Source organism: Streptomyces sp. NPDC002265 (assembly GCF_040296125.1).
Lineage (GTDB): Bacteria > Actinomycetota > Actinomycetes > Streptomycetales > Streptomycetaceae > Streptomyces.
The window spans coordinates 1-12,637 of sequence record NZ_JBEOWS010000288.1 but is presented as its reverse complement, the minus strand read 5'-3'; the positions used below and the strand labels follow the sequence as shown (position 1 = coordinate 12,637).

Below are 12,637 nucleotides of genomic sequence, written 5' to 3'. Positions count from 1 at the left end.
TGACCAGTTCACGCAGCGGATGGCGGGCCAGGACCTCGTCCACCTCCGGCGTCAGCGCCGCCGCCAGCCGCGCCGCCACCGGCAGCGAGTCGTCGCGCAGGGCGGCCACGGCGGCCCGCAGGACCGACCGCTGCCCGGTGGACTTCGGCACCTCGGCCCGCGCCCGCTCGTACAGCCGCGCGCCCTCCTCCAGGACCAGATCCGTGTCCAGGCCGGCCGGGATCTTGATGCGCGCGAGGTGCCGCCAGGTGGCGACCGGATCCCCCCACGCCTCCACCGTGAAGGTCCAGTGGCCGGGTGCGTCCGCGGTGACGGTGGCCCCCCAGCGGTCGGTGCCCGGGGCGAGTTCACGCATCGGGGTCCAGGGGCCGGGGCGGCCCTGGGGATCCCTCAGTACGACGTTGGCGGCGACGGCGTCGTGGCCCTCGCGGAACACGGTGGCCGAGATCTCGAAGGGCTCGCCGGTCACGGCCTTGGCGGGCCTGCGGCCGAGCCGGACCAGCGGACGGACGTCCAGAACGGGTATGCGCCCGACGGCGGTGGCCTCGCCCGCGGAGGGTGGCTCCGGGGCCGGCGGCCCGGCCGTTGCGGTGCGACCGGGGGGTGCGCCGGTACGGGGGGTCGGGGGTGGTGACGAGTGGTGCGTGGCGGGCATGACCGCTCCTGTCCGCGTCAACGTGGGTGGGCGGATGGCTGTGGGGAGGTGGGTCCTGCGAACCCGGGGGTCCACCTGCGTGGTGTACCCGAGGGCGTACCGGGAAAGCCTTCCCACCCTATTCGAGTGGGCAATCCGGCACTTTGGTAACTACTCACGCGTATGTCTACACACAAGTCCGGCCCCGTTCGCGGGGAACGGGGCCGGTGCCGGGACTGCGCCACCACCGGCCCGGGACTCTGCGAAGATCGGTTCCGGACTCTGCCGTCACCCCGGTGGCACCTGGAGGATCCGGTCCGGCGAGCCGGCCCCCCGGTCGGACACCCGGCCCTGCGCGGCCCGCGCGACCAGCGCCGCGGCCACCTGGGCGGGCGTCGCCCGCGGACGGCCGGCCAGATAGAGCGCGGCCGCGCCCGCCGCGTGCGGCGCCGCCATCGACGTACCGGAGTACGTCGCGGCGGCGGTGTCGCCGGTACGGGACGCCGAGGTGATCGACACCCCCGGCGCGAACAGGTCGAGGGCCGAACCGTAGTTGGAGAACGGCGCCCGCGCGTCGTTGCGGTCGGTCGCGCCGACCGTGACGGCCTCCGGCACGTCCGCGGGCGAGTACAGGGCGGCCGCGAGCGAGTCGTTGCCCGCCGCGACCGTGTACGTGACGCCCGAGGCGATGGAGGCGCGGACGGCCGCGTCGAGCTGGGCGTTGTGCACACCGCCCAGACTGAGGTTGGCCACCGCGGGCTTGTGCGCGTGCCGGGTGACCCAGTCGATGCCCGCGATGACCCGGGCCGTGGTGCCCGCCCCCCTGTCGTCGAGCACGCGTACGGCGACCACGTCCGCCTTCTTGGCCACGCCGTACGAGGCACCGGCGGCGATGCCCGCGATGTGCGTGCCGTGGCCGTTGCCGTCGGCGGCCGTGGCGTCGCCGTCGACGAAGTCCCAGCCATAGGCGGCGCGTCCGCCGAAGTCCCGGTGGGTGATGCGCACCCCGGTGTCGATGACGTACACCGTCACCCCGGCGCCCGCCGAGTCCGGCGCGGTGAAACTCCGGTCCAGCACCCGGCCCGGCCGGTCCAGGCGGTCCAGGCCCCAGGACGGCGGGTTCTTCTGGGTGCCCTCCAGGCCCACCCGGGTGTCCTGGGCGACCGAGGCGACCCGGGAGTCCGCCGCCAGGCGGCGCGCCTGTCTCTCGTCGGCCCGTACGGCGTAGCCGTTCACCACCGTGCCGTAGGTGTGGCTGATTCTCACCCCGTACCGCTCGGCCAGCTCCCGGCCGGCGGTCGACGGGGCTCGGGTGTCCCCCTTCAGCACCACCAGGTAACTTCCGCCGACGGAGCCGGGATCGCCGGCGCCGAGTATCCGGCCCTCCGGTACGGCGTGCGCGGGCAGCGTGGTGGCCGAGAGCACCGCGGCCGTGGTGACCGCGGTCAGGCCCGCCGCCCAGCGCAGACGCCGTTTGCGCGTCCGTGCCATGGTCCGAGTTCCCCTCCTCGACTCGGGTGTACGACGGCCGCGGCGCCGAGGTGCCCCGGCGCCGGCCGGTCCGCCACTGGCAGCTTTCCGTGCCACGTGAAGCACCACAAGAAGGCCTATGGCGGTGGAATCGGCCATATGGGCCGGGAGGTGCCGGTTCCGGCCGAACGGGGGGTCTGCGGGCGAAGCTCCCAGCGGCGGCGCCACCGACGCCGGTACCGTCGACTGACGACGAGACGCACACCGCCGTGCGTCCGCACAGCGACATGCGCCGAGGTGGAATGTGAAGGCGATCCGTCGATTCACCGTCCGTCCCGTTCTCCCCGACTCCCTCCGGCCGCTCAGCGATCTGGCCCGCAATCTGCGCTGGTCCTGGCATGCGGAGACCCGCGACCTCTTCCAGTCCGTCGACCCCGAGTGCTGGGCCGCCTCCGGCGGTGACCCGGTACGCCTGCTGGGCAGCGTGCCGCCCGCGAGGCTCACCGAACTGGCGGGCGACCGCCGCTTCCTGCGCCGCCTCGACGCGGCCGCCGGGGACCTCAACGACTATGTGACCGGCGTCCGCTGGTACCAGGCGCAGTCCGCCGAACTACCGGCCGCCGTCGCCTACTTCTCCCCCGAGTTCGGCATCACGGCCGCCCTGCCCCAGTACTCCGGCGGCCTCGGCATCCTGGCCGGCGACCATCTCAAGGCGGCCAGCGACCTCGGGGTGCCGCTCATCGGGGTCGGGCTGCTCTACCGGCACGGCTACTTCCGCCAGAGCCTCTCCCGGGACGGCTGGCAGCAGGAGCACTACCCCGTCCTCGACCCCAACGAGCTGCCGGTCGTCCAGCTGAAGGAGGCCGACGGCACCCCGGCGCAGGTCTCCCTCGCGCTGCCCGGCGGCCGCTCGCTGCGCGCCCGGATCTGGCTGGCACAGGTCGGCCGGGTGCCGCTGCTGATGCTCGACTCGGACGTCGAGGAGAACGACCTCGGCGAACGCGGCGTGACCGACCGGCTCTACGGCGGCGGCAGCGAGCACCGGCTGCTCCAGGAGATGCTGCTGGGTATAGGAGGTGTCCGGGCGGTACGCACGTACTGCCGGCTGACCGGCCACCCCGAGCCGGAGGTGTTCCACACCAACGAGGGCCACGCGGGCTTCCTCGGTCTGGAGCGCATCGCGGAGCTGGGCGAGCGGGGGCTGGAGTTCGACGCGGCCCTGGAGGCGGTCCGCGCGGGCACCGTCTTCACCACCCACACGCCCGTCCCGGCCGGCATCGACCGCTTCGACCGCGAGCTGGTCGCCCGCCACTTCGGCCCCGAGGCCGAACTCCCGCACATCGACGTCGAACGCGTCCTGCGGCTCGGCATGGAGAGCTACCCCGGCGGCGAGCCCAACCTGTTCAACATGGCCGTGATGGGGCTGCGCCTGGCCCAGCGCGCCAACGGCGTGTCGCTGCTGCACGGCCAGGTCAGCCGGGAGATGTTCGCCGGACTGTGGCCGGGATTCGACGCCGAGGAGGTGCCGATCACCTCCGTCACCAACGGCGTGCACGCCCCGACCTGGGTGGCCCCGGAGGTGCTGCGGCTCGGCGCCCGCGAGATCGGCGCCCAGCGCGCCGAGGACGCGCTGACGATCGGCGGCTCGGACCGCTGGGACGCGGTGCGCGGCATCTCCGACCAGGAGGTCTGGGACCTGCGCCGGGACCTGCGCGAACAGCTGGTGGTGGAGGTGCGGCGACGGCTGCACGCCTCCTGGCGCCAGCGCGGCGCCGGTGCGGCCGAACTGGGCTGGATCGACGGGGTCCTCGACCCGGACGTGCTGACCATCGGCTTCGCCCGCCGGGTTCCCTCGTACAAGCGGCTGACGCTGATGCTGCGCGACCGCGACCGGCTGATGGACCTGCTGCTGCACCCCGAGCACCCGATCCAGATCGTGGTCGCGGGCAAGGCGCACCCGGCGGACGACGGCGGCAAGCGGCTGGTGCAGGAACTGGTGCGCTTCGCCGACGACCCGCGGGTGCGCCACCGCATCGTCTTCCTCCCCGACTACGGCATGGCGATGGCGCAGAAGCTCTACCCGGGCTGCGACATCTGGCTCAACAACCCGCTGCGCCCGCTGGAGGCCTGCGGCACCTCCGGGATGAAGGCGGCCCTCAACGGCTGTCTCAATCTCTCCGTGCTGGACGGCTGGTGGGACGAATGGTTCCAGCCGGACTTCGGCTGGGCGATCCCCACGGCGGACGGCTCCGGCATGGACCCCGACCACCGCGACGACATCGAGGCGGCCGCGCTCTACGAGCTCCTGGAACAGCGGGTGGCACCGCGGTTCTACGAGCGGGGCCAGCACGGTCTGCCCGACCGCTGGATCGAGATGGTCCGCGAGACCCTCGCCCTGCTCGGCCCGAAGGTGCTGGCCGGGCGCATGGTCCGCGAGTACGTCGAGCGCCTCTACACCCCGGCCGCGCACGCGCACCGCGCGATGACCCCGGCCGCCGCCGGTGAGCTCGCCGCCTGGAAGACCCGGGTGCGCGCCGCCTGGCACGGGGTGAGCGTCGACCATGTGGAGACGGCCACCGCCACGGCCAGCGCCGAACTCGGCACCACCCTGGTCCTGCGGGTCCGGGTCGGCCTCGGCGGCCTCGGCATCGACGACGTCGAGGTGCAGGCTGTCTCCGGCCGGGTGGACTCCGAGGACCGCATCACCGACGCGGCGACGGTCCCGCTGAAGCCGACGGGCGGCCCCGACCTGGAGGGGCGCTGGGTCTACGAGGGTCCGCTGTCCCTGGACCGCACCGGGCCCTACGGCTACACGGTCCGCATCCTGCCGGCCCACCGGCTGCTCGCCTCCGGCGCGGAGCTCGGCGTGGTGGCGGTGCCCTCGGAGGAACCGGGCGCGGGTGCGGGGGTGCTGATGCGGTAGGCCGGCGCCGGACACCGGGGAGGCCGGGCGTCACCGCCGTGCGGCGGCGGCCTCGATCTCCCCGGTGAACTTCCGGGCGTCGACGGGCCTGCCGTCGCCGTCGAGCACCGTGATGTCCCGGCCGTCGGCCTTCACCGCCGGGGTGCCGGTGACGTCGCTGTCGTAGAAGGCCTCGCCGACCTTGCCGGCCCAGGCGAGGTAGGTGCCTTCCTTGACGGCCTTGTTGAAGGCGTGCGTGCGCAGACCGGGCACCTTGCCGGCGATCTTCAGCAGTTCGGCGCTGCTGCCGAAGGTGTCCGTGGTCTCCTCCCGCGGCTGGGCGGCGTACAGCGCGGTGTGGAACTGCTTGAACAGGGCGGGGCTTTCGTTCAGGGCCGCGCCGAGCGCCCCGAGCGCGGTCCGGGAGCCCTTTCCGTCGAGGCGCTCGTCCAGGAAGGTGGCCATATGGAACTCGATCTTCACCCTGCCGGAGTCGGCGAGGGAGGTGAGGGCCGGGCCCAGGTCGCGCTCGAAGCTCGCGCAGTAGGGGCAGCGCATGTCCTCGTAGACGCTCACGGTGACGGGGGCGCTCGCCCTCCCGTACGTGACCACCGTGCCGTCGGCCCCGGTGGTGTGCGCCGGGACGGCGAGCGGCGCCGCCCGCGCGGCACTCCCCGCGGAGCCGCCGTCGGCGCCGAGCCCGATGCCGACACCGGCGGTGAGTGCGAGCGCGGTGGCCGCGGCACCGGTCACCAGGGCGCGGCGTGAGGTCTTGACGGGCATGGGCGTCCCTTGTCACGTGGGGGAGTGGACCGGTGGAGCCACTCTCGACACTAGAAGGGCGCGCTATCTCCCCGGAAGGGCCCTTTGTCCCTTCCGGGGCGGGACCGGCGGGCCCGCCCGCGCGGGCGCGGGAGGTTCAGGCCTCGTCGTGCGGTGCGCACAGGCGGCGCAGCACCGTCCCGCAGCGCCGCGCGTAGGCGTGCTGCAGGGTCCGGGTGGCCGCGCCGCCGGCCCGGGCGTACCACTTGGCCGGGCGGCTGAAGGCGGAGACGGTGAACCAGACCGTGCCGTCGCCGGTGCGGTGGACGACGAAGGACTCCTCGCCGCACTCGGGGTGACCGGGCAGCGTGCCGTAGGCCCAGCCGGCCCGGCGGTGCTCCTCGACCGTCCAGACCACCCGGCAGGGGGCCTTGATCAGGCCGGCCAGGGTGATGGTGACGTCCGCGCCGGGCTCGGCCCGGTCGGCCTTCGTGGTGACGCCGACGCCGAGCGCGCGGTGCATCTCCCAGGTGAGGACGGCTTCGGCGGCCCGGCGGAAGAGTGCCTCGCCCTCGCCGAGCCGGGTGCGTATGTGCAGGGGGTGGAAGCCGGGGGGACAGAAACCGGCGTGCTCGCGGGTCGCGCCGACGTCCGCGTACGTGAAGGACATGGGAAGCAAGGGTAGGGCGGTACCCCGGGACGTCGGAGTCCCGGGGTACCGCCCTGTCGACTGCCGTGCGGTCAGCTGACGTTGACCGCGGTCCAGGCCGCCGCGACCGCAGCGTACTGGGTGCTGCTGGAGCCGTACAGCGCGGACGCGGCCGACAGGGTCGCCGTACGGGCGCCCGAGTACTTCGTCGTCGACGTCATGTACGTCGTCAGCGCCTTGTACCAGATCTGGAGCGCCGCGGCCCGGCCGATGCCGGTGACCGTCGAGCCGTTGTAGGTGGGCGAGTTGTAGGAGACGCCGTTGATGGTCTTGGCGCCGCTGCCCTCGCTCAGCAGGTAGAAGAAGTGGTTCGCGACACCGGACGAGTAGTGCACGTCCTTGCTGCCGACCGAGGAGGACCAGTAGTCCGCCGAGCCGCCGTCCTTGCTGGGCTTGTCCATGTAGCGCAGCGGGGTGCCGTCGCCGTTGATGTTGATCTTCTCGCCGATGAGGTAGTCACCGACGTCGGAGGAGTTCGCCGCGTAGAACTCCACACCCGTGCCGAAGATGTCGGAGGTGGCCTCGTTCAGGCCGCCGGACTCGCCCGAGTAGTTCAGGCCCGCGGTGTTGGAGGTGACGCCGTGGCTCATCTCGTGGCCGGCCACGTCCAGCGAGGTCAGCGGGTGGGTGTTGCTGGAGCCGTCGCCGTAGGTCATGCAGAAGCAGCTGTCGTCCCAGAAGGCGTTGACGTAGCCGCTGCTGTAGTGGACCCGGGAGTAGGCGCCGACACCGTTGTTCTTGATGCCGTTGCGGCCGAAGGTGTTCTTGTAGAAGTCCCAGGTCTCCTGGGCGCCGTAGGCGGCGTCGGCGGCCGCGGTCTGGTCGGTGGAGGAGCTGGAGGCGGCGCCGGTGCCCCAGACGTTGTCCGCGTCGGTGAACAGCGTGCCGGTGCCGGAGGTGCCGTGGGCCAGGTTGTACGTCTTGTGGCCGCCGCGCGTGGTGTCGTACAGCTGGTACGTCGAGCCCGACAGGTTGGTGGTCAGGCTGACGGTGCCGGAGTACAGCGTCTTGCCGGTGCCGGTCGACGCGGTCTCGATGCCCTGGTACTCGAAGAGCTTCTTGCCGGTGGCCGCGTCGGTGATGACGTGCAGCTGGTTGGGGGTGCCGTCGTCCTGGAGGCCGCCGACGACCGTCTCGTAGGCGAGGACCGGGGTGCCGGAGCCCGCCCAGATCACCTTGCGGGGCGCGGCGTCCGCCGCGGTCTTCGCCGAGCCGGCCGCCTGCGCAGCGGTCAGCGCCTGCTTCTCCGCCGTGGCGGCGGCGATCTGCGGCTTGACGGAGGCGACCTTGAAGTTGGTCTTGAGGCCCTTGGTCACGCCCTCGGTCGCGCCGGAGGCCGACTGGTGGACGATCAGGTCGCCGCCGAGCACCGGCAGGCCCGCGTAGGTGCGCTCGTAGCGGGTGTGCACCGTGCCGTCGACGTCCTTGACGACGTCCTTGACGACCAGCTTCTCCTGGGTGCCGAGGCCTATCGCGGTGGCGGTCTCGGGCGCGTCGGCCTGCTGCTGCTGGATCAGCGTGCTGCGGGCGGACGAGGACAGCTGGAGGGGGGCCGCAGCGAGCGGTGCCGCCTTGGTGGAGTCCGCCGGGGACTGGGCGACGGCGGTGCCGCCGGCGAGACCGGTGGTGAGCAGGGCGCCGGCCGCGACCGCAGTGGCGATGGCCAGGGTGGTGCGCTTGTGACGCGCGTAGAGGGGGCTCACGCAAGCTCCTTGGTGGGGGAGTCCGGGCAGGGTGGGGTACTGCCCGGGTGATGTGAAGTTGCTGTGCTACGGCGGTTGGGGGAAGCCTCGCATCAAGGGCGCGTACATGTCAGGACCTCAAGGTGATGTTGACCGAAAGTCGACTACCGGGTGAACGTTGCGGGAATGTAAACGGACTTGACCTCGGTAATGGACCAACCAGGTCCGCGCATGTACATGGCAAAAAGCGGGCGCCGCCCCGGGGAGTCGAACCACCGGGGCGGCGCCCTGTCAGCGGGTGCCGGGTGCGGCCCGCGGCCTACGGGAAGGTGAGCTTCCAGCTGTTGATGTAGCCGGTGTCCTGGGCCGCCTGGTCCTGGACCTTCAGCTTCCACGTACCGTTGGCGACCTCGGAGGACGCGTTCACCGTGTAGGTGGCGTTCACGTTGTCCGCCGAGTCGGAGGAGCTGAAGTTCTTCAGGCGGTACGCCGACCCGTCCGGGGCCACCAGGTCGATCACCAGGTCACCGCGCCAGGTGTGCACGATGTCGACCGAGACCTGGAGGTTCGAGGGGGCGTTGCCGGTCCGTCCGGAGACCGTGATCGACGACGTGACGGCCGCTCCGTTGTCCGGAATCGATACGTCGGCGGTGTTCTCGAAGGACGTGCCGCCACCGCCGCCGCCACCCGAGCGCGAGCCGACCGCGACGGCCGCCCAGGCGTCCTGCACCGCCTTGTACTCGGCGCTCGTCGTACCGTACAGGTCGCCCGCCGCCGCCAGCGTGCCGGTGCGGGCCGCCGCGTAGTTGGTGGTCGAGGTGAACTTCGTGGTGAGCGCGCGGAACCAGATCTTCTCCGCCTTGTCGCGGCCGATGCCGGTGACCGGAAGCCCGTCGGAGGTGGGCGAGTTGTAGCTGACGCCGTTGATGACCTTGGCGCCGCTGCCCTCGCTCAGCAGGTAGAAGAAGTGGTTCGCGGGGCCCGAGGAGTAGTGCACGTCGACCGAGCCGATGCCGGAGTACCAGCTGTCCTTGGACGCGCCGTCCTTGCTGGGCTTGTCCATGTAGCGCAGCGGGGTGCCGTCGCCGTTGATGTTGATCTTCTCGCCGATGAGGTAGTCGCCGACGTCGGAGGAGTTCGCCGCGTAGAACTCGACCGCCGTGCCGAAGATGTCGGAGGTGGCCTCGTTCAGGCCGCCGGACTCGCCCGAGTAGTTCAGGCCCGCGGTGTTGGAGGTGACGCCGTGGCTCATCTCGTGGCCGGCCACGTCGATGGCGGTGAGCGGGTGGGTGTTGCCCGAGCCGTCGCCGTAGGTCATGCAGAAGCAGCTGTCGTCCCAGAACGCGTTGACGTAGTTGTTGCCGTAGTGGACCCGGGAGTACGCGCCCACCCCGTCCCCGCGGATGCCGGAACGCCCGTGCACGTTCTTGTAGTAGTCCCAGGTCACCGCCGCCCCGTAGTGCGCGTCGGCGGCGGCGGTCTCCAGGTTGGAGGCGCTGCCGTTGCCCCAGGTGTCGTCGGAGCCCGAGAAGAGGGTGCCGGTGCCGGAGGTGCCGTGGTTGAGGTTGTACGTCTTGTGGTTGCCGCGGGCGGTGTCCGTCAGGTTGTACGTCGACCCCGACTGCGCGCTGCCGAGCGTGACCGTCCCGCTGTACATCGTGTTGCCGGTGCCGGTCTCGATGCCCTGGTACTCGAAGAGCTTCTTGCCGGTGGCAGCGTCGGTGATGACGTGCAGCTGGTTGGGGGTGCCGTCCTCCTGGAGACCGCCGACGACCGTCTCGTAGGCGAGGACCGGGGTGCCGCTCGCGGCCCATACGACCTTGCGCGGCGCCCGGTCGGCGGTGGCCCGCGCGGCGCCCGCGTCCTTCGCGAGGGACAGGGCCTGCCGTTGGGCCTGCGCGGCGGGGACGGCGGCGGTGAGCGAGGCGACCTCGACGGCGGCCCGGGTTGCCTTGGTGACGGACGCGGTGGCACCGGACGCGGTGGTGTCGACGACCAGGTCGCCGCCGAGCACCGGAAGGCCGTCGTAGGTCCGCTCGTAGCGGGTGTGGAGCGTGCCGTCGGCGTCCTTGAGGACGTCCCGGACGACGAGCTTCTCCTTGGCGCCCAGACCCAGCTGCCTGGCGGTGTCCGCCTTGGCGGCGTCGGCCTCGCGGATCAGCGCGGCGCGCTGGGCGGGCGAGAGGCGAACCGTTTCAGCACCCGGCCGGACCGCGCCGGACGCCGACGGCGCCCGGTCGGGGGCGGCGGCCGCGGCGCCGGACTGCACGGCGGCGGCGATCAGCGCCGAGACGCCGACGAGGGCGACGGCGGCGGTTTTGCGGTACGAGGTGTGGGAGGTGCGTCTGCGAGAGGAACTGCTGCTCAACACGGACTCCTTCTGCACGGCCGCGGATCACGCGGCCAGGGGAGACCGGACGGCTGGTCGGCCGTCCGGGCAGAACAAGGCGGTGCGTGGAACAAGGCGGTACGCAGAACTGGGCGGTACGCGGAACCAGGTGCCTGGGACCTGGAGCCCGGAGACAGCCGCGAACCTGTGGGGTTGCTGTGTGCGGGCTGTGTGCAGCGTCGCAGGAGATTGACTGTCTGTCAGGAGCGTGTCAGGAAGTTGGCCGGAAAAGGTCCGTTGTCCGGGAGTTCGTGTTCGATATACGGACCATTGGTTGGGCAGCCGGGACCTCAGGCCGGAACGGCACCGTCCGCCGGGTCGCCGTGCCAGGTCCGCCACAGCGCCGCGTACGCCCCGCCCGCCGCCACCAGCTCCTCGTGCGTGCCGAGTTCGGTGAGGCGGCCGTCCTCCATCACGGCCACCCGGTCGGCGTCGTGCGCGGTGTGCAGCCGGTGCGCGATGGCGATGACCGTACGGCCGCGCAGCACCGCGGCCAGGGCCCGCTCGGTGTGCCGGGCGGTCGTCGGGTCCAGCAGCGCGGTGGCCTCGTCGAGGATGAGCGTGTGCGGATCGGCCAGCACCACCCGCGCCAGGGCGAGTTGCTGCGCCTGGGAGCCGTCGGTGGCCAGGCCGCCCTCGCCGAGCTCGGTGTCCAGGCCGCCGGGCAGCGCGCGCACCCAGGCCTCGGCGCCGACCGTCGCCAGCGCGGCCCACAACTGCGCGTCCCCGGCGGACGGTTCGGCGATCCGCAGATTGTCGCGGACCGTGCCGAGGAAGACATGGTGCTCCTGGGTGACGAGCACGACCTGGCGCCGCAGCCGCTCCGGCCCGAGCTCCGCGACCGGCACCCCGCCCACCGTCACCGCACCGGCGCTCGGCGCGTCGACGCCCGCCAGCAGCCGGCTCAGCGTGGTCTTGCCGGCACCGGACGGGCCGACCACCGCCAGCCGCTCCCCGGGCCGCACGGTCAGATCGACGCCGCGCAGTACCTCGCCGCCGCGGTCGTAGGCGTACCGCACGCCGGTCACGTCGATGCGGTCGTCCGAGGGCAGCGCGTACCGCTCGGCGGCGTCCGGGCGCGCGGCCCGCGCCAGCCCCTCCACCCGCGCGAACGACGCCCCGCTGCTCTGGAGCTGCTCCACCCGCATGAGGACCTCGTCCAGCGGCGTGCCGAGCTGCTTCAGATACAGCGCGCCCGCCACCACCGCGCCCAGGCTCACCCCTCCGTGGCCGTGCAGCACCCCGCCGGCCAGCAGCACCCCGGCCACCGGCAGTACGTACGACGTCTCCACCGCCGGGAAGAACACCGTCCGCAGGAACAGCGTGTACAGCCGTCTGCGCCGGGAGACCTCCAGCGCCTCGCGGCTCGCCGCGATCCGCCGCCCGCCGAGGTGGAACGCCTCGACGGTACGCGCCCCGGAGGCGGTCGCCCCGAGGATCTCGGCGACCTGCGAACCGGCCGCGCCCTCCGCCAGATAGCCCTCCCGCGCCCGGCGCAGATACCAGCGCAGCGCCACCCCGATCGGGGCCAGGCAGCCCAGTCCGACCATGCCGAGCACCGGGTCGAGCGCGAAGACCGCGCCCAGCAGGAACAGCGCCTGCACGGAGCTGATCAGCAGCTCGGGCCCGGCGTCGCGCAGGGTGGTGCCGACGGTCGTCACGTCCGCCGTGCCGCGCGCCGTCAGATCGCCGGTGCCGGCCCGCTCCACCACGGACGCGGGCAGCGCCAGCGCCCGGTCGACGAACTCCTCGCGCACCCGCGCCAGCGTCCGCTCGCCGAACCGGTGTCCCGCGTACCGGGCCCAGCGCGCCAGCACCAGCTGCCCGAGCGCGCACAGCACGATGCCTGCCGCGAGCCGGTCCACGGCCGCGACCCCGCCCCCGGCCCGCACCGTGTCGATGATCCGCCCCAGCAGCCAGGGCCCGGCCAGCCCGACCGCGGCGGCCGCCGCGTTCAGCGCCAGCACGGCCCCGAACCCCCGCCCGTCGGCCCGCACCAGCCGTACCGCGGCCCGCCGTACCGGCCGTCTCTGCCGACCTTCCCGGCGAGCCCGAACTCGCCGCCCCCGCACACCCCTGACCGGCCCTC

General features: G+C 72.8%; 8 protein-coding genes. 1 reads left to right on the top strand and 7 read right to left on the bottom strand.

The window, feature by feature from the left end; all coding sequences use genetic code 11:
• On the bottom strand, positions 1 to 655 hold a 655-nt coding region (locus tag ABT085_RS35095), incomplete at its 3' end, for a maltotransferase domain-containing protein (protein ID WP_351617386.1).
• A gap of 267 nt (positions 656 to 922) precedes the next feature.
• Positions 923 to 2,125 (bottom strand): S8 family peptidase, encoded by a 1,203-nt coding sequence (locus ABT085_RS35090; protein WP_351617384.1) that lies wholly within the window; start codon positions 2,123 to 2,125, stop codon positions 923 to 925.
• Between the two features lie 283 nt (positions 2,126 to 2,408).
• Between ABT085_RS35090 and ABT085_RS35085 the strand changes: the two genes are divergently transcribed.
• Positions 2,409 to 5,027 (top strand): glycosyltransferase family 1 protein, encoded by a 2,619-nt coding sequence (locus ABT085_RS35085; protein WP_351617381.1) that lies wholly within the window; start codon positions 2,409 to 2,411, stop codon positions 5,025 to 5,027.
• A gap of 30 nt (positions 5,028 to 5,057) precedes the next feature.
• Here the strand turns inward: ABT085_RS35085 and ABT085_RS35080 are convergent, their stop codons facing one another.
• The 5 genes from ABT085_RS35080 to ABT085_RS35060 all read right to left on the bottom strand — a co-directional run bounded on the left by ABT085_RS35080 (position 5,058) and on the right by ABT085_RS35060 (position 12,620).
• Positions 5,058 to 5,789, bottom strand: a complete 732-nt coding sequence (locus ABT085_RS35080; protein WP_351617379.1) for a thioredoxin domain-containing protein — start codon at positions 5,787 to 5,789, stop codon at positions 5,058 to 5,060.
• Between the two features lie 136 nt (positions 5,790 to 5,925).
• Entirely contained in the window at positions 5,926 to 6,438 is a 513-nt protein-coding gene (locus ABT085_RS35075) for a DUF1990 domain-containing protein (protein WP_351617376.1), read from the bottom strand.
• A gap of 71 nt (positions 6,439 to 6,509) precedes the next feature.
• Entirely contained in the window at positions 6,510 to 8,180 is a 1,671-nt protein-coding gene (locus ABT085_RS35070; RefSeq protein ID WP_351617373.1) for a M4 family metallopeptidase, read from the bottom strand.
• A gap of 298 nt (positions 8,181 to 8,478) precedes the next feature.
• Positions 8,479 to 10,527, bottom strand: coding sequence for a M4 family metallopeptidase (locus ABT085_RS35065; protein WP_351617371.1), 2,049 nt, complete (start codon positions 10,525 to 10,527; stop codon positions 8,479 to 8,481).
• Positions 10,528 to 10,838: 311 nt separating this feature from the next.
• Entirely contained in the window at positions 10,839 to 12,620 is a 1,782-nt protein-coding gene (locus tag ABT085_RS35060; protein WP_351617389.1) for an ABC transporter ATP-binding protein, read from the bottom strand.
• Positions 12,621 to 12,637 lie beyond the last annotated feature (17 nt).